Source organism: Virgibacillus sp. Bac330, from assembly GCF_003667845.1.
Classification (GTDB): domain Bacteria; phylum Bacillota; class Bacilli; order Bacillales; family Amphibacillaceae; genus Virgibacillus; species Virgibacillus chiguensis.
In genome coordinates this window covers 1,483,661-1,505,682 of sequence record NZ_CP033048.1, presented here as the reverse complement: position 1 = coordinate 1,505,682, position 22,022 = coordinate 1,483,661, and the positions used below count along the sequence as shown (strand labels likewise).

Genomic DNA, 22,022 nt, shown 5'->3' with positions numbered 1-22,022 from the left:
ACAATGATGCGCTTAAGCTGTCAACTAATTACCATACCAAAAATCCTCTCACTTTTAGAACTCTTACATAAATCAATTATATTCTTTGGATGTAATAAAAAACATAGCTTTTTACGAGTTTAAAAAGGAACAACGTATTTCTATTTCACTTCGAGTAAAAAATTGCGAGATTTATTTCCCTTTTCCCAGTATTTGTATTCTAAACAAAGCTTATTGTCATGTATTTATGACAATAAGCTTTGTTTTGTTTTACGATAAACCGTAAATTTCTACAAAAAATGTAACAACTGAGTTATAATAGCATCATACTTTTCTAGTAGTGCTAAAAAAACAACTCTGCTATTTGATACAATATTGTTACTACTGCTTCAAAAAAGCCAGTAATACTAGCTTCTAAAACAGAAGCCGTTTTTTCAGTAGATGGCGCTGGCACATCAGGTTGGACTTGTTGCTCAGGATTCCTTTCTGCAACTGACTTTATATTTTTTTCATTATCTAGTTCATCTGAACCTATTACATCCTGCGCCTGAAAAACAGAATCTGCTTCTTCATGACCAACCCCATTATTCCCGTGAACAACACCCGCTAAAAAACAAACTGCTAATAAAAGTAGTACAATCATAGCACGAGCCATTTTTTACACCTCCTAGGATGACGTATCAACCTTCTCTGCGTCCCAAAACATTTCACTAAATACATCGGCGAGTGCATCAGCAGAACGATAAAGCTCGTCCAAGTTATTCTCAACGCCACCAAATTCAAATAATAGTGCATTATTCGATAAATCCTGATTAAAAACCCCATTTGTACCTGCGCCCTTTTTGGTATAAACTCCTCTACTTAACCCTGGGTAATGTTGTTCTAATAGGTAGTGTAACTTTGTTGCTAGCTTCTGATTTTTTTCATATTCAGCATGTTCTGCGCCAATTACTATCATAAGACGGGCAAAAGGTTTTCCATTTATTTTTGCAGTCGTTTTATCTCTACCAATGGAATCCCGATGTAAATCAAATGCATATTGCATGTCCTTATTATTTGCCATTGCTTCCTCTACAACTTGTCTAGAAGCTTGATACGATTTTCCGTAACCCCACCCTTTATCGTTTAATTCATTCATAATATCCTTGTTTTCGACTATCGTCCCAATGCCGTTTTCTTCTAGTGATTTTGCTAGGTGATCGCTCACTTTTGTTATATTTACTTCTTTATGATGTGCTTCATTCGGATCTTCTACACCAGGTAAATGCGGTAAAAACGATTCTCTGTTATGTGAATTGTATAAGTAAACCACTTGTCTATCTCCAGTAGACGGTGTAGCTTCATTACGCTCTTGATTTTTTTTCGCTTCTTTTTTTCCTTCTTCTTCACTACCCTCTATTATAGCTTGCCTTTCTTTTAAAACTTCTTTCAAAGGAGGCGATGATTCTATAGGGAAATTTGTAAAGTCAGTCCCTTGACCAGCTACAATCATTCGATTATCAAAATGAGAAAAACCCGGCACTTCATTTCTTAATAGACTTCTCGGATCATTCGGCTTTAAACTAGTAACCATTTGAAATAAGGTATTGATTACATCAGGCTCCCCTTTCTCAGCAAGAAAACCTTCATCAAATGCACGATTTTCTTTGCTCAGTAAATAATAAAAGAAAGAGCTATCTAAATCACTTGTCCATTCTGTTATCATTTCTGATGATAACCTGTATGCGGGTTTTATCGCTGTCATCGCTGCAATAAATAAAAATAAAAATATAAAGCCAATAATATACACGCTACTCTTAGGTAAAAAAACACGTACAGCCTTTGCTCTCATGCTTTCATCCTTTCTTTTACATGCTATCTATGTTAACAAGTATACGCAGCCCCTTTTAATAGATCGACCTCTTAAACTATTAACTCTTCTAAATTACTCTATGTTGGATTTTCAAAAACTAGAACCACCAATTCCACTTCTATAAAGTAAATTCTTCATAAGTTGGGATTTCCTCTCTAGCAGTTTCTAACTTAGAATTAGAAAGACTTGGCACTAATTAAAAAACAGTATGTATACTCTTTTTCTTCGTGCGAGACAGAAAATCTCAATGGGATTCTTTTACAACACAAAACAATCCGAACTTTAATCCGTACCATTAAAGTTCGGATCTACTATCTCTATGCTTATTTACATCGAATATTATTCATTAGAATTATGTCAATGTATTCGATTTATTCGCTTTTCTATCTGCTATAAGCACTAACATTATCTACGTCGATCTTCTCATGAAGTGCTGCGTTTATTCCATTAGCAAGAACAGTTGCCATATCTTTCATAAATCCATCTACTTCTTTTGGTGTAACCATTAAATTATGCCCTAAAGGAGTAAGCACTTCTGAAATAAGCTGTCTTTTTTCTTCATCTTCAAGACCACCTACTACTCCAAGAAATGTCTCACGCTTTTCTTTTTCCGGCATATCATCAGCACTTAAACTACGGTCCCCAAATGCTAGACCAGCCGGAGTTAAAGCTTTTGAAGGTGCATCTTTTTCTCGCCATTCCCTACCAAAATGTTTTAAGATAAAATCGATCGTATCACTGGCAATCGTTACTGCATCAACGACTGTAGGAACGCCGATTGCCATAACAGGTATTCCTAATGTTTCATAGCTAATTTCTTTCCGCTTATTTCCTACACCAGATCCTGGGTGTATGCCTGTATTAGACAATTGAATGGTCTCATTCACTCTTTCTATTGATCGTGAAGCAAGTGCATCCACACAAATAACAAAATCTGGTTCAAACTTTTCCACAATACCGAAAATAATATTGCTTGTTTCAATTCCTGTTACTCCCATAACCCCTGGTGTAACTGCTGCCGTTGATCGATACCCACTTGAAACTGTCTCGTGCTCTAGACGAAACAAATGACTGGTAACCAAAACTTTCTCTACTGTCATTGGACCAAGTGCATCAGGAGTTACATTCCAATTGCCTAGACCAACAATAAGTCCTTTAGCATCCGGGGGAATTCCATTTGCACTTAGAAGTTCCTCTAGTTCCTCTGCTAAAACTTGAGCTGCCAAGTGTTGCCTATCTGTATCTTGACGTTTTACCCCATCTGCATAAATTGTGATATACGTTCCAGGTTTTTTTTGCAGCATTTTAGCGCCCGTTTGATCAATATTTACATAAGAAACTTTTACACCGTCTTTCTCTTTTTCTTTAATATTCACACCTTTTAATGATTTTTCCGATTGCTCTTGCTTCTCTACATACATATCTTTCGCTTCTACTGCTAAATCAGTCCTTACTTGGTAAGGTACTATGTGCTTATTCCGTTGCCCCAAGACAATCACCCTTTTTCCATTTTGCTTTTAGTGTAAACAATAAGATAAAACTCATACATGTCGCAATATCATAATGATTTAGGTAAATTGACTTAGAAAATGAAAAAAACAGCACTTTTTAAACATTAAAATCGTACTCAAGTATAGAGGTTACTTGAAAACATGCGCTTGCTTTGGTAAAATGACTTTTGTCGATAGACAAAAACATAGAGTCACATAACGATTTGTTTTTGGATTATAACCGAGATATAATCGATGAAGGTGAAGTTTTAGGAGGTGAAGTCAATGGCAAATATTAAATCTGCAATTAAACGTGTTGATACAAATAGAAAAAAGCGTTCAAATAACAATACACAAAAATCAGCTATGCGTTCTCATATCAAACATGTTGAAAAGTTAATTGAAGCAAATGATAAAGAAAATGCAAGCATTGCTTATAACGTAGCTAAAAAAGCAATCGATAAAGCTGTACAAAAAGGCGTCGTTCATCAAAATTTCGGGAACCGTCAAAAATCACGTCTAGCTAACAAAATTAACCAGCTTGGCGCATAAGCACAAAGGCTCAGGGCGCCCGGTTAGCAACGTAGCGACTGGAACGAATCAACGAAAGTTTTAGGAATTATACTCCTGCAACAGGAGTATGCCGACGCCCCCCCGGCAAGCCCGTCTTTAGTTGGCCTTCCTAATTAGAACGAACCAATGATGACTTAGCGTAGGGTTATTTCGTGAGTCGCCTAGTTGCTGGGCGCTTGCGCCAGACGTGGCTAAATAACTTAGTTAGTTTATCCACAGCTGCAAAATTTTATAATTTTCTAGATAATAAAAAACGATCCGCTATGGATCGTTTTTAATTTACAATATAGGAAAGTTTATGGATTACAGCATCGTAATGATAGGTATATAGCTGAGAAAAATCACCAAGTCGTTAAGGAGATAGTGATAGTATTGATGTTTTAAGCACCATTTCGTTTCACTAATTGATATAAAAGCATTTCAAATGCTACATCTTTTTCCATACCACCTTGCTTCATTATACTATCTGCTTCTGCAAGCTGATTCATAAAATAGTGTAGCGCCCTCACTGTAAATTTCGCTTCACGCTCTAAAGCTAATTTAATTACATATGGATGGGCACCAAGTTGTTTGACCATCTGTCCCTGCGTATAGCCTTTCTGTTTTAAAAGCTTCACTCTTAACAAGATACGAAACTGAAATGCAAGCAAACCTACCAAAGCGATTGGTTCTTCTTTTTGTTTTTCTAAATCTTTATAAATTTCAATTGCCTGAGTTAAATCCCTTTTCATAACTGCATCCGCCAGTCGAAGCGATGAGCTTGTAGCAGTATGAGACAATAATTGATTCGCGATTTCTTTCGTTACCACACCACCTTCTCCGACATACAAAGAAAATTTATGTAATTCGCTTTCCAAAAGATGCAGATTAGTTGAAATTTCTGCTTCGAGCATATCATATACTTCATCTGTTATCTCAATTTTCAGTTGATCTGCCAGTTGTTTCATCCATTTTCGTAATTCATACTCTTTTACTTCTCTACAATGGGCAACTGTAGCCTGTTTTTTTAATGATTTTGTTATTTTTTTCCTTTCATCTAACTTCTCATATGGAGCAATAATTAGTAAAATAGAATAATCTACAGGATTTGATACGTATGTTTCCAGAATTTCCAACTGATGCTCTACTGCATTTTTTCCCTGTTTTGCTGTTAAAAATGAAGCGTTATTCGCAATAATTAGTTTACGTTCACCAAAAAATGGAAAGGTCTCCACATCAGAAATGACATCTTCAATCGGAGTTTCCTCTAAATCATACACGGTTAAATTATCTATATCATCGTTAATTGTAACTCGTTTTAATTTATTTTTTAATTGTTGTATAAAAAAGGATTCAGTTCCATAAACTAAATATAGAGGTGCTAGCTGTTTCTTATTTAATTGTTTGACTACTTCTATGTAATCCATATTTTCACTCCATTTTTTAAACCTATCTTCTTACACCATGGTAAATCGTCTGAGTGAGAATGGCAAGACTAAACATAGAAAAACGCTATTCGTGTACCACAAACTAGCATAAACTATAGCGATTTTTTTCGTTTGCATACTTTACAACAATAAGGATTCTCTTCATCTACATTCATTGCTAGCACAAGCCGTAATTACGGCAAAACTCAAATCTCATATGACTTTTCCAACTTGTAGCTTCCAATTCTTAAACGTTCGGATATCAGCTTATGTGGAGCATAAAAAACAACAGAGAGGGATGCTTACAAATAAACAAAGGCATTCCCTCCCTAATCTATATAAACGCTTAGCGAAAAGCCCTAGGAACTATTCACTAAACGATATTTGACTTATTTCTATCATGTCCTTTCTGTTATAAATTATGGATGTTAAGTCTTTCTAGTTTTGGTATGAAAACGTTTATATGTTACAATAAATGAAAACTGGATTTTTTAAATGATTTGGCTTATACTATTGGTGATATGGGAGGGGTTAACATGAACGAATTTGAAAAAGACATTCAGTCTAAAACAAATGACGTCGTTGATAACATTAAAGGCTTTACATTTTCATTTGTATTCTTTTTGTTAATTTTTGCAATCGGGGTAACCATTAGTGTGCTTGGATCTTAATGTAATAAGTAGCTTACATAAAGAGAGACTGTTTACAGTCTCTTTTTTATTGGTCTAGGAATTTATAAAATTTTGCAGCTGTGGATAAACTTACTAAGTTATTTAGCCACGTCCGGCTCCAGCGCCCAGCAACTAGGCGACTTCACTCCATTGCCTTAAGCTAAGTCATCATCGGTTCGTTCTAAATAAGAAGGCCGACTAAAGACGGGCTTGCCGGAGGGCGCCGGCATACTCCTGTTGCAGGAGCATAACTCCTAAAACTTTCGTTGATTCGTTCCAGTCGCTACGTTGCTAACCGGGCGCCCTGAGCCTTTGTTCTTTACTATAGGAGAGTGTTTTATCGTACATAAAAGCTGTAGAACGATTTTAACAATAAGCCGAGCTTTTCTCATTGCATGGTGACAATAAATGGCTTGCTTCTAATCAAACACTTTTGCTAACCTAATAAAGTATATGCTCTTGCATGTTATTTCGTTCTTCATACCTAATATTTTGATGGAAGGTAAGGGTGAATTGAAGCACGAAACTAAAAAATTTGTTTACTTCAAGATTTACGTTATTTTCTAATTATAAAATGACCTTCCTTCCCTTTGAATCGATATTGAACAGCGCCATGTAAATCTGTACGCAATATTGTTACTCCTTGTTCTTTAAGTCTTTGCATCACGTCTTGATGAGGGTGTCCGTAAAGATTGTCCCTTCCTACAGAAATCAAACCAATCTCTGGTGAAAGTTGTGAAAGAACTTGTCTATCCGTGGATGTGTCACTGCCATGATGAGCAATTTTTAAAACATCTACAGACAAATTTGGATATTGTTTCACTATCTTCTTTTCTTCTTTTTTTGAAATATCACCAGTAAATAACCATTCTTTTCCTCCCAACGTTGTATGCAATACAATGGAGTTTCCATTTGTATCATTGTTATCTTGAATTGGGGCAAGAACATTAAACCAATGACCAGCGATAGTCACTTTTGAATTCCCTTTTATGGTGGCTAGTTCCACGTCCTCTGTGAGTTGCAGCAAATACAACGCCTTGGTACTAAAAAAAGGGCTAACTACAACCGTATTTACTGCAAAATCTTCCAGTAGGTAAGATACACTTCCAATATGATCTGTATCCTCGTGGGTTAAGATGATAGCATCTAAGTGCTGAATTCCTCGAGAATATAAATATGGCTTTATAATTTGATCATGTACCCGGTCTGAAGGTGCTTGTTCTTGAAATGAAAAAGACGACCCAGCATCAATAAATATCGTTCCTTTACGATAAGGCAATTCAACAACAAATGCATCACCTTGCCCAATATCTAGCATCGTAATTGTCCCATATGGTGATAAATAAGGACGTAAACCATTTAGCGTTAATAACAAAACAAGCATGACCGCAAAACTAAAAGCTTGTTTTAATTTTGCTTTCTCCCATAATTGCATAAAACAAAATAGCAAGACGTAATAGGTAAGTACTATTATCCAAGGTAATGGACCGCTCACCATAGGGTAATGTACATATTCATCAAACCAATAAACTATTTGCATCGCTATTTTGTGAATGTTTAAAAACCAAGTATCCAACAAAGAAATCCAAGGGAAAGGTAGCAAAATAAGCATGAAAAACATGATAGGAATTACAAAAGCGGAGTAATACGGAACCATAAGCAAATTTACAAATATGGAAGCAGGCTGAAATAAAGAGAAGTAATAAAATTGAATTGGTAAAATGGCAATTTGAGCAATAAAGCTAATAGATAACACTTGAGCAAAGCGGCTCTTCGACTGTAATAATATTTGTTTGGACAATAGCAAAGCAAATGTTACTGCAAAGGATAGCTGAAAGCCAACTTGATACATCATATATTTATCTGTAACAAGCAAAAACAAAAATATCAAACTTAAAATATCTGTAACATTCCATTTCCAGCCTGTTTTATGTAGGATAATACCCACACAAGCCATTAAACTCGCCCGTAAAACGGAGGGCTCCCCACCAGCAAGAATAGCATACAAAGGCAAAGATATAAGGATAACCCACTGCGCCCACTCCTTTGTGAGTAGGTTTAATTTAATTAACAAAAAATATACTAGCCCAACTACAATCCCCACATGTAAACCAGAAATAGCAAGTAGGTGACTCAACCCCCAACGTTCAAACAATGCTACGGTGTCTTCACTTATATAGGAATCATCTCCAAACACAAGTGCTCGCATCCATCCAGCCGTTTCATTAGTTAAACGCCTATCTATATATCCGAGCACCTTATGTCTAACTCCTTTAAGAACCTGCATTAAACCTGTTTTACTTATACATTTTAATGAATCAATGTCGGTTAACTTTGCTTCATACTTTATTTTTTGTGATAATAAATACTTACGATAGTCAAATTGTCCCGGATTTGTAGCAGCGTCTGGTACGTTCCATTCTGCAGTAAATGAACATACAGAGCCATACCGTATAGCTTCGTTATAATCGATCTCCTCGTCTGAAAAATAGGCGACTGCGATTTTTTCATCTGTTTGTTTATCAAGGATCGTAAAAGTAAGGCGGGAAGAAGACTTTTCAACAGAACTTATAATCGTGCCAGATATTGTTGTTGGATCATTAGGAGGAGAGAGTGTGTTATGATTAGGGAGTTCCGGAAGATAAAAGTGGAAAAAGAGAAGAGATAGAATGGATAGCATCACAGTAAGGATGGCTATCCACTTCTTGTAGAATAAATAACATATCCATACCATAAATAGAATGAAAGCAAGACTGTGCAAATTCGTTAACTTAGCCAGCATACTTATCAAAGCAGCAGATGCAACAAAATGCCAATGCCCACTCACATTTAATCTCCTTGGACATCTAATTGAAACAGACGTATAGCATCTTCGCTTAAGTTTCTTAACTCATCCGCTTCTAGCACTCCTTCTTCCATTTTTTGAAGAAGTTGTTTTACAAATACTTGTTTTTCCATGTAATTCGTATCAACCTTAACATCATCAAGTTCTACTTTTTTTGTTTTTACGCCCGCTTCCGAAAATAGAGAAACAGCGTATGGATGATTATGATAATCCTCTGCATAAATTACTGTTTGTATACCCGATTGTATCAACTGTTTACAGCATTGTAAACACGGAAAATGAGTGACATAAATATCAGCACCATCTGTAGGAACACCAAACTTTGCACATTGTAGTAATGCATTTGCCTCAGCATGAATCGTTCTCACACAATGTCCATCAATGACGTAACAACCGTCATCAATACAATGGACACTCCCTGACACACTGCCATTATAACCACCAGCTATTATTCGTTTATCTCTTACAATAGTGGCACCGACCATCAGTCTTGTACACGTACTACGAAGAGCCAATAAATGGCTTTGTGCCATAAAATATTGATCCCATGAAATGCGTTCCATTCCTATCTCCCCCTTTAATTTCTGTTTTAAAGAATTTCTACTACATGCTAATTTAGCATAGGATTATTTTGATAGTTACTATGGTACTTGAATATCGTCTTCAAGTGACTCTAATGTTTTCTCGCCAATCCCAGAGACTTCTAATAAATCTTCAATTTGTTGGAAAGGACCATTTTCGTCTCGGTATTGCACAATTGCTTCTGCTTTTGCTGGCCCAATTCCATTTAAGGCTTCAATCTCCTCAACAGTAGCTTGATTAATTCTAATTTTAGAAATATCCGTATGTTGCCCATTCGTTAAAGCTGGTGTTCCATTGGCGCCAACGGGCAATACATCAATAACCATTTCATCATGAACTTTTTGGGCTAAATTCACGAGAGACTCATTTGCATTGTTTGTAAATCCGCCAGCAGTTTCAATCGCATCAATGACACGTTCTTCCGTATCCATCTCATACACTCCCGGGTTCTTTACTTCTCCCTTAATATCAACATATATGGAAGAAGTAACATCTTTTTCTTGCCCAGTAGATGAAGGCAGGCTAGGATCTATTGGTTGATCATTCACATCAACCTTCCTTTCCGCTTCATCCTCATCTTTTTCGCCACTCGTTATGAGGAGAACCACAATGATTGCTATAGGAATAGCAATGATAAAAAGAATACGTTTTACTTTATTTGTGTACAAGGGGAATCACTCCTTTTTCTTGCACATAAGCATAGAATCTCAGCGTTTTTTAGCATAAGCTAAACGACAGCTTTTTTCGCCATAGAGATTTGGCCATAAGCAAATTTTTATAAAAAACTAGAGCAAATAACTGCTGTATAATTTACTTCCACAGCAGTTATAAAAACTCCTCTTTGCTTAAAAAAAGCATTTTTATTCACTCTTTTCAGCAAAAAAGAAAATTCGAGCTGTGTTTTCATCAACACTATTAGCTTTTATAGAAAAATCACCATACACTTTTATATTTTGGAAGCCTTTTTGCTGTAATAATTTTTTATAAAAATCTACAGAAAAAGTGCGTTGATGATGAACTTCATCAAATCGCGAGTAAGTACCCTTTCCGTTTTTTGAAAAAAAAGTTAGCTCATGATACATCTCACCAATGTGTTCCCCCGCTAAACAAAACCAAATATAACTAGCTTCTTCAGTAACATCAGCAAACGTTTCGTTTATATAGTTTTCCATGACAAACGATAATGCGTGGACATCAAATAAAAAAACTCCTTTTTCACTAAGCGCATCATAAATGTTCTGAAACGTGCGTGCTAACTCCTGTTCAGTTGTTATATAGTTAATTACATCACAAAAACTAACAACGGCATCGAGACCAGTTATGCCGTTTAGTGACCTTACATCTTGACAAACCCATTGAATAGATGTGCCCGTATCTCTACACTTTCTTTCTGCCTTTGACAACATATCTACTGCGTAGTCCACCCCAACTACATGCGGATAAACTTGCGCAAGTCGCCGAGTAATCTCCCCTGTACCGCAACCTACATCTGCTATACATTGAACTTCTCTTCCTTTTAAGAGTTGCTCTGTCCATTGCAACCATTTATCATATGGAGCGTTTTCCATAAATAGGTCATAGCTGTCAGCCATTCTTTCATATACCATCTTTATTTATCCTGATCCATTTCAATGGAATATGTTACAGCATCGCCCCACAGGCGCTCCAAATTGTAGTAGCTTCTTTCATCTTTATGAAAAACATGACAAACTACGTCACCTACATCTACAAGAATCCACCTAGCTTGTTCAAATCCTTCCAGCCGGTGAACAGGGATATTATGTTCTTCCATTTTTTCTTTAATTCCCCTCGCAATTGCTTGCACTTGCCGTTCGTTATTGCCATGACAGATTAAAAAATAATCTGCTATTAAAGAAACACCGTTCATATCCAATGCTATAATATTTTCCGCTCGCTTATCGTCACATGCGCGCGCTGCTAATTGTACAACTCGTTCATTTTGCATTAAACAATACCTCCATAACCCAATCTCGTTAAGTAATTATACGCATAAAATGTATCTGGATATACTGTAGCTCCTTTTCCAACTAGAAAATGAATTGTATTGGATAAGGCCATCCAGCATGCTTGTTGTAGATTATTTTCTGCTACTTTCCTCACTTCATTCACTCCTGGAAAGCTTCTTCCTGGTTCTATGTAATCCGCTAAGAAAATAATCATTTCAAACTTGTTCATATTTGCCGCTCCAGTAGTATGATACCTTATAGCTCCTTGTATTACTTTATCCTTTATTCCTAGCTCTTTTTCAATTAAGAGTGCACCAACTGGTCCATGCCAAAGCTCATGATGAAATGCAAGCAAATCTTTCGGTAATGTAGATGACTTAATCCAGCGTGCTAATTCTTCTTGAGGACGATACTTTGCATAATCATGCAATACACCTGCTAACTCCAACTTACGTACATCTTCACCAGATCGATCCGCTAACATTTTAGCTGTTTCAGCAACTCGTAAAGAATGTTCATATCGTTCTTTTGTTAAGTGGGGTTTTACTTTCTCTTTCGCTAATTCAATGTCCATATAAATGATGCTCCTTTATATACTGATGAACAGAATGTGGCAACCAATATTGTACGGAAGTTCCTTCTATACACCTTTTACGTAGGACAGTTGAAGAAATTTCTATTAACGGAATATCTACGATGTAAATCGGAAACGCACTTTCCGTTGAATAATTAGAGCGTTTAACTCCAACAAAAGTTACCAGATTTTTTAATTCCTCTATTTGATACCAATTAGGTAAATATTCAACCATATCTCCACCAATAATAAAATAAAATTTCTTATCAGAGTGACGTTTTCTTAGCTCTTTTATCGTATCAATGGTATAAGATTTTCCAGTCCGTTCTAACTCAATTGTATCCACTTTAAAATAAGGATTGCCTTGTATAGCAAGTCTGATCATTTTCAGTCGATGTTCTGGCTTCGTTTTTACATTGCTTTTATGAGGTGGCGTATAAGAAGGGATAAACCAAACCTCCTCTAAATCTAAAGCGAGGCGCACCTCTTCTGCAATGATTAAATGACCCATATGAGGTGGATCAAATGTACCTCCTAATATTCCTATGCGCTTCATAATCTCATCCTTTATGGTAATACAATGTGCTTGTTTTCTGTTGACTCTTTATAAAGGACAATATTATTTCCAATAATTTGCACAACCTCAGCACCTGTTCCTTCTGCTAATTGTTCGGCAACAATTGTTTTGTCCTCTAAACAGTTTTGTAAAATACTTACTTTTAATAGTTCCCTTTTTTCTAAAGCATCTGTTATTTGTGTAACCATATTTTCATTTACGCCTGTCTTACCAACCTGAAAAATAGGTTTTATTTGATTTGCTCTTGCTCGTAAGAATCGTTTTTGTTTTCCTGTTAGCATGTTATCTTCCTTTCAAAATCTGTTTTAATTCTTCATCCATTTGCCCTATATTTGGTTTTCGACCTGTCCATAATTCAAAAGCATATTGCGCTTGGTAGAGAAGCATGGTGTGTCCATAATGAATTTGTGCGCCACTTTGTTCTGCTCTCTGTAAAAAATTCGTTCTGATCGGTTGATATACGATATCACTGTAAATGGGTACAGGCGAAAAGTTTGTATCATCTGATAAAACAGATTGATCAACTTGCGGTTTCATTCCTACAGAAGTTGTTTGAATGACAATATCATAGTCATGCAAACGCTGTTCCACATCCTTAAAGGAATATACTTGTGACTGATGTTTGTGACGCCCACAAATCATTACCGCTTTTTCTTTCGTTCGATTAGCTATATCTACTCTTTTAAAGCCCACCTCTTCAAGCGCTGCAAAAATCCCTTTAGCAGCACCACCAGCACCAAGAATAAGCGCTCGTTTAGTGGCTTTTTTCAATAAGTTAGGAAACTTGGAATTTAACGAACGAACGTATCCCTTGCCGTCCGTATTATAACCAATCCACTTACCATTCCTATTCACCACCGTATTGACTGCTCCAATTTTTAAAGCTACAGGATCAATATCATCTAAATAAGAGATAATCTTCTCCTTGTAAGGTACTGTTATATTAAAACCATCTACCCTAGACGATTTAAGCTGTCCTATAAATGCCTCAAAAGAATCTTCTGGAGTTACTTCATAGATACAGTAATCCCCTTCCATTCCCGTTGTTTTCATAAATTGCTTATGAATCCATGGCGAAAGCGAGTGTTTAATAGGATAACCAATTAACCCAAACATATATGCCACAACCTACCCCCCCTAGTTGAATGATTGCCTAATAGAAACAGCAACACCTTTTGGTCGATGCGCAGTTACTGTAGCACCATCACCTAAGATGCTGACCCAGCCTAAACCAGGAAAAACAATATCATACTTTCCCGCATCTATTCGAAATGTGTCCGAAATCATAGGTGGTATTTGATCGATGGACTCCATGGATGGAGGCGTCAATAGTTCACCGAGATGATTTTCAAATAGTTCATCTGCTTTTTCTAATTTTGTACGATGTATCGAAACTTGATTAGAAAAATAACAGACAAAGGACTGTTTGTCTCCTTTTATAAAATCTAATCGAGCTAATCCGCCAAAAAACAAAGTTTGTCCATCATTCAATTGGTAAACTCTAGGTTTTATCTCTTTGTTTGGTGTAATCAGTTTTAAGTCTTTAGCAGAAATATAATGAGCCATTTGCTCCTTATTTACAATACCTGGTGTATCGATGAGAGCTGAATGGTTATCTAAAGGAATTTCAATAAAACCCAATGTCGTTCCTGGAAAATAAGAAGTAGTAATTACATCACGATAGCCTGTCGATTCTTTAATTAATCGGTTAATAAACGTGGACTTTCCAACATTTGTTGTACCCACAATATAAACGTTATCACCATTTCTAAATTGTTCCATTGTCTCTGCAAGTTCACTTATCCCGTGCCCTTTTGTTGAGGAGATTAAACAAGCATCAGCTACATTTACCCCCACTTGTTTAGCTTGCGCGCGTAACCACTGTAGTAATTTTCTTGTATTTACTGATTTAGGAAGCAAATCGACTTTATTACCTACTAACAAAATCGATTTATTTCCAACTATTCTCGGTAAAGCTTTAATTAAACTTCCAGCTACATCAAAGATATCGACTACATGTACTACTAACCCAGATGTATCCCTAATAGAACTTACCATTTTTAAAAAATCATCATCGGTAATTGCAACATCTTGAATTTCATTATAGTGCTTTAAACGAAAGCACCTCTGACATAGAATATTTTCCTTTGTCATGGATGAGGCAGGCGTATAACCTGGTTGGTTCTTTGCAGTTGTTTGAATGCGTATACCACAACCTTGACAATATATTGTTTCCATCGTTGCTTATTCCTCCCAGCTTATTTTCCCCTTTTTTCGCATATATGCAAGAATACGGCGCTCAATTTTACGATTAAATCTTGTTATCTTCCCGTCTGATTGCACAATGGGGACGACTAGAATTGTATAAAAACCAGCCATATTTCCTCCGAGTACATCCGTTAAAATTTGATCCCCGATAACGGCAATTTCTTCTTCTTTTAAATTCATTTTTTTAGCTGTTGTTTTAAACGCCTTGCTTAACGGTTTGCGAGCACTGAATACAAAAGGGGTATCGAGCGGCTCAGAAAACACGCTTACTCGCTCTCGATTATTGTTAGAAATTATGGTTACGCTAATGTCATGTTCTTTCATTAACTTAAACCATTCTACCACTTCAGAAGTAGCTTCTTTAACGTCCCAGGCAACCAAAGTATTATCTAAATCAGTAATAATACCTTTTATCCCTTTTCCCTTCAATAATTCAGGATGAATCTCAAATATACTTTTCACATGCTCATTCGGTAAAAACTTTTTCAACACACTTTCACACCTCATTACAGTCAGTTGATCCATAGGAATACATATAAAAACAGATGAATCGTCATTTCATCATATATTCTGCAATATAATGCTTGTTTTAAAATGTTTTGCTAGTCCAACAAGCAAATTACTCATTCCTACATACATACAAGAAAACAATTATACCCTAATCCTATAACAACTCGCTACAATAATAAAGAAATTTTATTTTCCAAGCAAAAATTAATAAAAGCAAATGGATTCGTTTCAGAACGTTGTATAAAGAGATTGTTAACAAATATTTTTCTTTTCCAAGAATACCCTTATATTGTAGCCATCTCATTTATCTCTTTTTAAACTTGTATTCACAAGATCTTTGTTCTTCTTTAGTCACTTATTTTTAACAATTTTGCTTATACATTGATTTTCGACATCTCAACAAAATGTATATGAACAAATTTCAGCAAAATAGGTTTTGGTGATTAGAGACTATGCATAAATACCTACTTTATATACATAAATCGTTCGACAAATACTTTCATTTTCTGCATTGTGGATAACTTTATTAACAATTTTCGAGTTGATTTAACTGCATTTATTACACTTTTCTACCATTTATACACAAGTTATATACAGACCATTGTAGATAACTTACACCTTGTCCGGCTGCTAGGTTCATGATAAATTATTAGTAACTTTATTACAGAAGATTTCCACTTCTAAGGGGGCTGTATTTATGGAACATTTGTCGGATGAATTATTACTCGAATCATATATTACAGCAAATGAATTAAATTTAAGCCCTGATTTTCTCTTGTTAATTGAAGAAGAGATTCATAGAAGGCATTTGTCACATAAAATAAAAGATACAAAATCAGGTTAATGAATTACCCACTATATTAAATATGAAGAAACTCGAAAACCCTTGAAGAATTTGTGATTTCTAAGGGTTTTTTATTTTTATCAACCCTTTATTGTGTTAAAATATTTCTTGGATGAAGCTTGATATACAATGGTATACAAACTCGCACAAATACCATTTTGTTTGGCTAAACCATTTGTTGCACGTAAAAAGAATTTAATCCCCATTTGAAAGTTGTACCGCAATGCTCATTCGTTATAAGGAATTATCAGAGGTGGGCTTTCTTTCATCTTGGCTGTTTGTTTGCTAAACATATACCAAGCATATCGTTGCTAACCACTCTTTTTGGCATTATCGATTCTCCAACCTTTGAAGTGGGGTTCTAACAGCTCCTTATATGTGAAATAAATAAAGAGACCCATTTAGTATAAAAATAACAACAAATGATTAAATATCCGACTTTGGAGAAGGATATTTACATGTACCACTTATAGGGAATAGGTGGTTTAGCCCTTTTGTCATATCAAGTAATGAAAAACATAATAGAAAACCGTTTTAGTTGGTGAAGGAGGAATTCCGGTCAAATGATATTTGCAGTTCTTATTCCACTGCTTATTGCATGCTTTATTCCTGCATTAAGTAAATTGAAAGAAAAAATACATACAGGGATCTTCGTTTTTTTTATACCCTTTTTGATTTTCCTATACTTTGTTACTTTTATAGGCAATGACTTTACTCCAACCATGGAACAATATAACTGGATTCCATCTTTAGGCATTAACTTTGATTTATATTTAGATGGTCTAAGTTTATTATTCGTTCTATTGATTAGCGGAATTGGTTCCCTAGTCGTCCTTTACTCCATCTATTATCTTGACAAGTCTGAACGCCTTGGACATTTTTATGTGTATTTGCTCATGTTTATGAGCGCAATGCTTGGCGTAGTGCTATCGGATAATATATTTGTGCTTTATACGTTTTGGGAATTAACGTCGATATCCTCGTTCTTATTAATTGGGTACTGGCATTTTAAAGAGCGTTCTCGCTATGGTGCATTAAAATCCATGCTCATAACTGTATTTGGCGGGTTAAGTATGCTCGGCGGCTTTATTCTGCTGTACGTCGTTACAGGTACAACAAGCATACAACAAATGATTACCCAAGTGGATTTTATTTTAAATAGCAATTATTTGCCACTTATTCTAGGCTTCATACTATTAGGTGCATTTACAAAGTCTGCCCAATTTCCATTTCACATTTGGCTACCTGACGCAATGGAAGCACCAACACCTGTTAGTGCTTATTTACATTCAGCCACCATGGTAAAAGCAGGGCTTTTTCTTGTAGCTCGTTTTTCGCCGATTTTCTCAGGGTATGAAGCGTTTTTTATTATTGTAAGTGTATTTGGAATCGCAACATTGTGTTGGGGCGCTTATATGTCTGTAAGACAAACAGACTTAAAGGCTATTTTAGCTTTCTCTACCATTAGTCAGCTTGGAATGATTATGGCGATGCTAGGTTTTGGCACAAAAGCAGCCGTTTTTGCAGCTGTTTTCCATATATTAAATCATGCGACATTCAAGGGTAGTCTATTTATGGTAGCTGGGATTGTTGATCATGAAACTGGAACTCGAGATATTCGAAAACTTGGCGGACTGGCTACTTTAATGCCCATTACTGCTACATTAGCCATGTTTGGAACATTTTCTATGGCGGGAGTCCCATTACCATTTCTAAATGGTTATTATAGTAAAGAACTGTTTTTTGAAGCCTCACTAGAATTAGGTGCTGACTTTTGGAGTCAAACTATCCCATTTTTAGCAGTTCTAGGCAGTATTTTTACATTTGTCTATTCCATGTATTTGTTCTTCGGGACATTTACTGGAAAAAAACATTTGGATAAACTACCAAAGAAACCACACGAAGCACCTATCGGCATGCTTATATCACCGATCATTCTTGTAGTTGGCGTCATTACAATTGGTTTGTTTCCAAATATGGTTAACTCATCCTTTTTACAACATGCAGCGGCTGCGATCAACAGTTCTGTAACCTATAAAGACGTTACTTTTTGGCATGGATTTATTCCACCTTTTAAAATGTCGTTAGCAGTTGTTGGAATAGGTACAGTGTTATTTTTAACTCGGAAAAAATGGCAAGGAATTTATCAATTTTTGCCTGGTAAAGTAAGCTTTAATCGTATATATGACGGGATTTTAAATCAGATCGGTCAAGTTTCTAATCGCATTACGAATTACTATATGACTGGTTCATTAAGAACATATATGTCTTTAATTCTTGGCACAATGCTCATTGTTTCGTTCCTATTTATGTTTTTAACAGACGGTTTTGCATTTAGCACAAACGAGTTAGCTAATATTTCATTTATCGAGGTTGCTGTTGTAGGAATTATGATTATTGCAGCAATCGCTACTATCTATATGAATCATAATGTAGCTGCCATCTTAGTAGTCGGAGTAGTTGGTTTCGGCGTGGCTATCCTATTTGTTATTTATCGCGCACCAGATATTGCTCTAACGCAATTAGTTATTGAAACAATTACTGTGGCACTCTTTTTACTTTGCTTTTACCATTTACCGAAGTTGCGCAAATCATCTGACACACCAAGAACAAAACTGATGAATGCAATTATTTCTATCGGATTTGGAACGTTAATTACTTTAGTGGCAATATCTAGTCATAGTAGTAGGTGGTTCGAATCAATAGCAAATTACTTTGTAGAAAACTCAAAACCATTGGGCGGCGGATATAATATTGTTAACGTAATTTTGGTTGATTTTCGTGGGTTAGATACCTTATTCGAAATCGCTGTGTTAGGCATTGCTGCATTAGCTATCGTCGGCCTTATTAAATATAAAAAGAATAAGGAGGCAGAATAACCATGGAGATTATTACATCTATATTAGCCGGAGTTTTGTTTGCAACCGCCATCTATAATATGTTGCAAAAGCAATTGCTTCGCATCGTTATAGGTACAGCATTACTTTCCCACGGCGCCCATATCCTTATTTTTACAATGGGGAAATTAAAAACTGGCCAGCCCCCTATTTTCACAGATGGGATCGAAAATTATACCGATCCGCTACCTCAGGCTTTAATCCTAACGTCTATTGTGATTAGCTTTGGGGTAACCAGTTTACTTTTAGTGTTAGCTTATAGATCGACTCAAGAAAACGGTACGGACAATATGGAAGAATTAAGGGGTAACGAAAATGAGTAATTTAGTAATACTACCAATTATCATCCCAATGATAGCAGCTATCGTTCTTATCTTTTTTAATAAAAGTGTTCGCATATCCAGAGCACTAACGAAGCTGTTTTCAATCATTAGTTTAGCAACAGCTGGTTATATTACTTGGTACGTACTTGAACATGGCACAATTATATTGCAAACAGGAGATTGGATGGCTCCTTATGGAATTGTTTTAGTCATGGATGGCTTAGCTGCCATACTAGTTTTAACAACGAATGTAATTAGTACTGCCTGTGCATTCTACGCTCCCTATGCTGGTTTAGAAAAAAGAGAACGGTTTTATTTCTATCCATTTTTCTTTTTTCTTATTACTGGTGTGTCTGGCGCATTTATAACCGGTGATTTATTTAACCTATTTGTATTCTTTGAAGTGTTATTAATGGCTTCTTACGGTTTAATTGTATTAGGAGGCGGAAAAGTTCAATTAAGAGAATCGCTGAAATATCTATTAATTAACTTATTTTCATCGATGTTATTTGTTACCACTGTTGCACTTTTATATGCCGTTGTTGGAACAGTGAATATGGCACAAATTGCCGAACGCGTACAAGAAGTGGAACAACAAGGTATTATTACAACGATTGGGATATTACTGTTTTTTGTTTTTGCTACGAAAGCAGCATTATTCCCACTTTATTACTGGCTACCGAAGTCATACATTGTACCGAATCCTGTTATATCGGCTTTATTCGGCGCGTTGCTAACAAAAGTTGGGATTTACTCTATCTTACGAGTATTTACACTTATTTTTGTTTATCAAACAGATTTAACCCATGAAATGTTTATTTGGATAGCTGGTCTATCGATGATTTTTGGCATCATTGGTGCATTGTCTACTTCAAATATTAAATTGATTATCGCTTATAACATTATTCCTGCCATTGGATTTATCCTTTTAGGAATTGGGGTTCTGAACGAATCTGGAATTAGTGGCTCCATATACTATCTTATCAACGATATGATCATTAAAACTGCACTATTTTTACTAGTAGGTATCATAGCCTATGTAGCTGGAACATCCGATTTACGCAAAATGGGTGGGCTTATTCATTACTATCCTTCTTTAGGTTGGCTATTGTTTTTATCTGCTGCCGTATTAGCTGGACTCCCACCTTTTAGCGGGTTTATCGGCAAATTGTTATTACTGAAGGGTGCCTTTGAAGAGGGAGAAATCGCTATCGTTATTATCGGTTTGCTAACGAGTCTGCTCATCCTTTATTCCGTTGTAAAAATATTTATTAACGGATTTTGGGGAGATAAAGAAACAATGGGTACTATTATTAAGAAGCCTATTAACGGCTTAATGGCTCCCGTTGTCGCTTTATTAACGATATCTGTATTGCTTGGAGTTGGAGCAGAATTGTTTTATCCGAGTATTGAGTCAATAGCTGCTTATTTACTTGATCCGGAAATTTATATTGATTCTGTGCTAAAGGAGTAATGAATTATGGCTTTTCAAATTGTAATTAATTTAATTATCGCCTTTATGTGGATGTTCTTAAGTGAATCTTATTCTGTTCCAAGCTTTATTGCTGGATATCTATTAGGGATTTTACTCTTGTTTCTTTTACGTCGCTTTATACCAGACACGTTCTATTTTCGAAGAGTGGTAAAGATCGTTAGCTTGATCTTCCTGTTTATAAAAGAGTTACTCTCTTCAAACATTGAAATTGTAAAACTTGTTTATTCACCGAAACCAAATTTTGAACCAGCAATATTTGAGCTGCCAACAGAGTTGAAAAGTAATTGGGAAATTACTTTGTTGGCGAATTTAATTTCTCTCACTCCAGGTACGTTATCCGTTGCTGTATCGCGTGATAACACAAAATTGTTCATTCATGGAATGGATATTGCCGATAACAATGTGGCTATCAGTTCCATAAAGAACACATTTGAAAAAGCAATCATGGAGGTGACAAGATGACGAATATATTAACAACGACAGACAATATATTACAAGTAGCAATCGTGATCTCGTTTATTGGTATATCACTATCATTAGCTCTTCTTTTATATCGTGTTATATCTGGTCCTACACTACCTGATCGAGCGGTTGCATTAGATGCCATTGGTATTAACTTAATGGGGCTAGCAGGCTTAATGTCAATCTACTTGATAACAACAAAGTTAAATGACGTCATTTTGCTCATTGGGATCCTTGCATTCCTTTCAACACTTGCCATTGCAAAATACCTAGAAAAGGGTGTTATCATTGATAGAGACGTGGATTAATATTATTTTAAACCTTATCGTTGCTTTATTCATTTTAGCGGGCACCTTTTTTATACTATCTGCTTCAATTGGCGTCGTTCGCTTTCCTGATGTTTATACAAAATTACACGCAGCAACAAAAGCATCTACATTAGGAATCGCTTTTATTCTTATTGGAGCTTTTACGTATTTATATTTAGAGCATTCTATTGTTAGTGGTAAGTTGCTATTAGCAATCGTATTTATCATGTTAACAGCTCCCGTAGGTGCACATATGATGGGGAGAGCTGCACACTCATCAGGAGTAAAGCCATATTTAAAAAACCAAAAAGATGCATATGAAGAAGCTGTAGAAGAGTATAAAAAAAGAAATATGTATTAGAAAGCCGTCGTTTTTCTTTCAAACTATAAACCAAAAAA

24 protein-coding genes are annotated in these 22,022 nt (G+C 35.7%); 9 read left to right on the top strand and 15 right to left on the bottom strand.

The genetic code is table 11. The annotated features are described in order from the left end of the window. Positions 1–322: 322 nt before the first annotated feature. From D9780_RS06950 to gpr, 3 genes are all read right to left on the bottom strand, one after another. On the bottom strand, positions 323–634 hold the full coding sequence (locus D9780_RS06950) for a hypothetical protein (RefSeq protein WP_073004509.1): 312 nt from the start codon (positions 632–634) through the stop codon (positions 323–325). Positions 635–646: 12 nt separating this feature from the next. Beyond that, on the bottom strand, positions 647–1,810 hold the full coding sequence (gene spoIIP, locus D9780_RS06945; protein ID WP_121639718.1) for a stage II sporulation protein P: 1,164 nt from the start codon (positions 1,808–1,810) through the stop codon (positions 647–649). Between the two features lie 404 nt (positions 1,811–2,214). Further along, on the bottom strand, positions 2,215–3,321 hold the full coding sequence (gene gpr, locus D9780_RS06940; protein ID WP_256359891.1) for a GPR endopeptidase: 1,107 nt from the start codon (positions 3,319–3,321) through the stop codon (positions 2,215–2,217). A gap of 285 nt (positions 3,322–3,606) precedes the next feature. On the opposite strand from gpr, the gene rpsT reads away from it, so the two are divergent. Further along, positions 3,607–3,873, top strand: a complete 267-nt coding sequence (gene rpsT, locus D9780_RS06935) for a 30S ribosomal protein S20 (RefSeq protein ID WP_073004513.1) — start codon at positions 3,607–3,609, stop codon at positions 3,871–3,873. Positions 3,874–4,274: 401 nt separating this feature from the next. Here the strand turns inward: rpsT and holA are convergent, their stop codons facing one another. After that, complete coding sequence (holA, locus tag D9780_RS06930; protein ID WP_121639717.1) at positions 4,275–5,300, bottom strand: DNA polymerase III subunit delta; 1,026 nt, start codon at positions 5,298–5,300, stop codon at positions 4,275–4,277. A 536-nt stretch (positions 5,301–5,836) separates the two neighbouring features. On the opposite strand from holA, the gene D9780_RS06925 reads away from it, so the two are divergent. Next, on the top strand, positions 5,837–5,971 hold the full coding sequence (locus tag D9780_RS06925; protein WP_072740890.1) for a YqzM family protein: 135 nt from the start codon (positions 5,837–5,839) through the stop codon (positions 5,969–5,971). 556 nt (positions 5,972–6,527) lie between these two features. Here the strand turns inward: D9780_RS06925 and D9780_RS06920 are convergent. The 11 genes from D9780_RS06920 to D9780_RS06870 all read right to left on the bottom strand — a co-directional run bounded on the left by D9780_RS06920 (position 6,528) and on the right by D9780_RS06870 (position 15,276). Further along, on the bottom strand, positions 6,528–8,798 hold the full coding sequence (locus D9780_RS06920) for a DNA internalization-related competence protein ComEC/Rec2 (protein WP_121639716.1): 2,271 nt from the start codon (positions 8,796–8,798) through the stop codon (positions 6,528–6,530). A gap of 2 nt (positions 8,799–8,800) precedes the next feature. After that, the gene (locus D9780_RS06915) at positions 8,801–9,379 is read right to left on the bottom strand and encodes a ComE operon protein 2 (RefSeq protein WP_073004518.1); all 579 of its coding nucleotides are present in this window, start codon (positions 9,377–9,379) and stop codon (positions 8,801–8,803) included. 78 nt (positions 9,380–9,457) lie between these two features. Then, on the bottom strand, positions 9,458–10,066 hold the full coding sequence (locus tag D9780_RS06910; protein ID WP_073004520.1) for a ComEA family DNA-binding protein: 609 nt from the start codon (positions 10,064–10,066) through the stop codon (positions 9,458–9,460). Positions 10,067–10,258: 192 nt separating this feature from the next. Next, positions 10,259–11,005 (bottom strand): class I SAM-dependent DNA methyltransferase, encoded by a 747-nt coding sequence (locus D9780_RS06905; protein WP_121639715.1) that lies wholly within the window; start codon positions 11,003–11,005, stop codon positions 10,259–10,261. Positions 11,006–11,007: 2 nt separating this feature from the next. Further along, positions 11,008–11,364 carry a ribosome silencing factor gene (gene rsfS / locus D9780_RS06900; protein WP_121639714.1) on the bottom strand — a complete coding sequence of 119 codons (357 nt, stop codon included), beginning with the start codon at positions 11,362–11,364 and terminating at the stop codon, positions 11,008–11,010. Then, positions 11,364–11,939, bottom strand: a complete 576-nt coding sequence (gene yqeK / locus D9780_RS06895; RefSeq protein WP_073004524.1) for a bis(5'-nucleosyl)-tetraphosphatase (symmetrical) YqeK — start codon at positions 11,937–11,939, stop codon at positions 11,364–11,366. The genes rsfS and yqeK overlap by 1 nt, the downstream gene beginning before the upstream one ends. Continuing rightward, positions 11,929–12,495, bottom strand: a complete 567-nt coding sequence (locus tag D9780_RS06890; RefSeq protein WP_073004526.1) for a nicotinate-nucleotide adenylyltransferase — start codon at positions 12,493–12,495, stop codon at positions 11,929–11,931. Before D9780_RS06890 ends, yqeK begins: the two co-directional genes overlap by 11 nt. Before the next feature lie 11 nt (positions 12,496–12,506). Continuing rightward, complete coding sequence (yhbY, locus tag D9780_RS06885; RefSeq protein WP_116277500.1) at positions 12,507–12,797, bottom strand: ribosome assembly RNA-binding protein YhbY; 291 nt, start codon at positions 12,795–12,797, stop codon at positions 12,507–12,509. Between the two features lies 1 nt (position 12,798). Next, positions 12,799–13,641 (bottom strand): shikimate dehydrogenase, encoded by an 843-nt coding sequence (gene aroE / locus D9780_RS06880; RefSeq protein ID WP_371413709.1) that lies wholly within the window; start codon positions 13,639–13,641, stop codon positions 12,799–12,801. A 12-nt stretch (positions 13,642–13,653) separates the two neighbouring features. Further along, on the bottom strand, positions 13,654–14,754 hold the full coding sequence (gene yqeH / locus D9780_RS06875; RefSeq protein ID WP_121639713.1) for a ribosome biogenesis GTPase YqeH: 1,101 nt from the start codon (positions 14,752–14,754) through the stop codon (positions 13,654–13,656). A gap of 6 nt (positions 14,755–14,760) precedes the next feature. Further along, positions 14,761–15,276 (bottom strand): YqeG family HAD IIIA-type phosphatase, encoded by a 516-nt coding sequence (locus D9780_RS06870; protein ID WP_073004531.1) that lies wholly within the window; start codon positions 15,274–15,276, stop codon positions 14,761–14,763. Between the two features lie 715 nt (positions 15,277–15,991). On the opposite strand from D9780_RS06870, the gene D9780_RS06865 reads away from it, so the two are divergent. From D9780_RS06865 to mnhG, 7 genes are all read left to right on the top strand, one after another. Further along, complete coding sequence (locus tag D9780_RS06865; RefSeq protein ID WP_073004533.1) at positions 15,992–16,138, top strand: sporulation histidine kinase inhibitor Sda; 147 nt, start codon at positions 15,992–15,994, stop codon at positions 16,136–16,138. A 563-nt stretch (positions 16,139–16,701) separates the two neighbouring features. Further along, positions 16,702–19,017, top strand: a complete 2,316-nt coding sequence (locus D9780_RS06860; RefSeq protein WP_121639712.1) for a Na+/H+ antiporter subunit A — start codon at positions 16,702–16,704, stop codon at positions 19,015–19,017. A gap of 2 nt (positions 19,018–19,019) precedes the next feature. Further along, positions 19,020–19,358 carry a Na(+)/H(+) antiporter subunit C gene (locus D9780_RS06855; protein ID WP_121639711.1) on the top strand — a complete coding sequence of 113 codons (339 nt, stop codon included), beginning with the start codon at positions 19,020–19,022 and terminating at the stop codon, positions 19,356–19,358. After that, positions 19,351–20,832 carry a Na+/H+ antiporter subunit D gene (locus tag D9780_RS06850; protein WP_116277496.1) on the top strand — a complete coding sequence of 494 codons (1,482 nt, stop codon included), beginning with the start codon at positions 19,351–19,353 and terminating at the stop codon, positions 20,830–20,832. Before D9780_RS06855 ends, D9780_RS06850 begins: the two co-directional genes overlap by 8 nt. A 6-nt stretch (positions 20,833–20,838) precedes the next feature. Then, positions 20,839–21,315, top strand: a complete 477-nt coding sequence (locus D9780_RS06845) for a Na+/H+ antiporter subunit E (protein ID WP_121639710.1) — start codon at positions 20,839–20,841, stop codon at positions 21,313–21,315. Continuing rightward, a complete protein-coding gene (locus D9780_RS06840) occupies positions 21,312–21,623 on the top strand; it encodes a Na(+)/H(+) antiporter subunit F1 (RefSeq protein ID WP_073004541.1) in 312 nt (103 codons plus the stop codon). The genes D9780_RS06845 and D9780_RS06840 overlap by 4 nt, the downstream gene beginning before the upstream one ends. Then, positions 21,604–21,984: a monovalent cation/H(+) antiporter subunit G gene (mnhG, locus tag D9780_RS06835; protein ID WP_073004543.1), complete on the top strand. Its 381-nt coding sequence runs from the start codon at positions 21,604–21,606 to the stop codon at positions 21,982–21,984. The genes D9780_RS06840 and mnhG overlap by 20 nt, the downstream gene beginning before the upstream one ends. Positions 21,985–22,022 lie beyond the last annotated feature (38 nt).

Excerpts from the sequence above, each read along its gene's own strand:
- D9780_RS06950 (WP_073004509.1), bottom strand. The coding sequence starts at position 634 with ATGGCTCGTGCTATGATTGTACTACTTTTATTAGCAGTTTGTTTTTTA.
- spoIIP (WP_121639718.1), bottom strand. The coding sequence starts at position 1,810 with ATGAGAGCAAAGGCTGTACGTGTTTTTTTACCTAAGAGTAGCGTGTAT.
- rpsT (WP_073004513.1), top strand. The coding sequence starts at position 3,607 with ATGGCAAATATTAAATCTGCAATTAAACGTGTTGATACAAATAGAAAA.
- holA (WP_121639717.1), bottom strand. The coding sequence starts at position 5,300 with ATGGATTACATAGAAGTAGTCAAACAATTAAATAAGAAACAGCTAGCA.
- D9780_RS06925 (WP_072740890.1), top strand. The coding sequence starts at position 5,837 with ATGAACGAATTTGAAAAAGACATTCAGTCTAAAACAAATGACGTCGTT.
- D9780_RS06915 (WP_073004518.1), bottom strand. The coding sequence starts at position 9,379 with ATGGAACGCATTTCATGGGATCAATATTTTATGGCACAAAGCCATTTA.
- D9780_RS06905 (WP_121639715.1), bottom strand. The coding sequence starts at position 11,005 with ATGGTATATGAAAGAATGGCTGACAGCTATGACCTATTTATGGAAAAC.
- rsfS (WP_121639714.1), bottom strand. The coding sequence starts at position 11,364 with ATGCAAAATGAACGAGTTGTACAATTAGCAGCGCGCGCATGTGACGAT.
- yqeK (WP_073004524.1), bottom strand. The coding sequence starts at position 11,939 with ATGGACATTGAATTAGCGAAAGAGAAAGTAAAACCCCACTTAACAAAA.
- D9780_RS06890 (WP_073004526.1), bottom strand. The coding sequence starts at position 12,495 with ATGAAGCGCATAGGAATATTAGGAGGTACATTTGATCCACCTCATATG.
- yhbY (WP_116277500.1), bottom strand. The coding sequence starts at position 12,797 with ATGCTAACAGGAAAACAAAAACGATTCTTACGAGCAAGAGCAAATCAA.
- yqeH (WP_121639713.1), bottom strand. The coding sequence starts at position 14,754 with ATGGAAACAATATATTGTCAAGGTTGTGGTATACGCATTCAAACAACT.
- D9780_RS06865 (WP_073004533.1), top strand. The coding sequence starts at position 15,992 with ATGGAACATTTGTCGGATGAATTATTACTCGAATCATATATTACAGCA.
- D9780_RS06860 (WP_121639712.1), top strand. The coding sequence starts at position 16,702 with ATGATATTTGCAGTTCTTATTCCACTGCTTATTGCATGCTTTATTCCT.
- D9780_RS06855 (WP_121639711.1), top strand. The coding sequence starts at position 19,020 with ATGGAGATTATTACATCTATATTAGCCGGAGTTTTGTTTGCAACCGCC.
- D9780_RS06850 (WP_116277496.1), top strand. The coding sequence starts at position 19,351 with ATGAGTAATTTAGTAATACTACCAATTATCATCCCAATGATAGCAGCT.
- D9780_RS06845 (WP_121639710.1), top strand. The coding sequence starts at position 20,839 with ATGGCTTTTCAAATTGTAATTAATTTAATTATCGCCTTTATGTGGATG.
- D9780_RS06840 (WP_073004541.1), top strand. The coding sequence starts at position 21,312 with ATGACGAATATATTAACAACGACAGACAATATATTACAAGTAGCAATC.